The 497-nt window shown below is 63.8% G+C and carries 1 protein-coding gene; it reads left to right on the top strand.

The window, feature by feature from the left end; all coding sequences use genetic code 11:
• Window positions 1–497, top strand: a 497-nt coding sequence (locus QZH66_RS16435) for an N-6 DNA methylase (protein ID WP_305806948.1), incomplete at both ends; no start/stop codon positions are given.

Below are 497 nucleotides of genomic sequence, written 5' to 3' on the forward strand. Positions count from 1 at the left end.
TCGGGCGGCGAAGCCGCCAGCACCGCCTTTGCGCACCACATGAAGGACGCGCGCTTCACCATCCCCACGCCCGCACTGCTGCAAAAAGTGGTCGATCTGCTCGACACCATCCCGCTCGACGAGCGCGACACCAAGGGCGACCTGTACGAATACATGCTCGGCAAAATCGCCGCCGCCGGGCAAAACGGGCAATTTCGCACACCGCGCCACATCATCGAACTCATGGTGGCCCTCACCGCCCCCGTGCCGCAAGACACCATCTGCGACCCCGCATCGGGCACCTGCGGCTTTCTGGTCGCCGCCGGCGAATACCTGCGCGCCACCTACCCCGACATGCTGCGCGTGAAAGCACAAAACGAGCACTTTCACCACGGCATGTTCCACGGCTACGACTTCGACAACACCATGCTGCGCATCGGCAGCATGAACATGCTGCTGCACGGCGTCGAGCACCCTGCCATCGTCTACCGCGACTCACTGGCCCAAAGCCATGCCGA

The organism is Stenotrophomonas sp. YIM B06876, assembly GCF_030711595.1.
Classification (GTDB): domain Bacteria; phylum Pseudomonadota; class Gammaproteobacteria; order Xanthomonadales; family Xanthomonadaceae; genus Stenotrophomonas.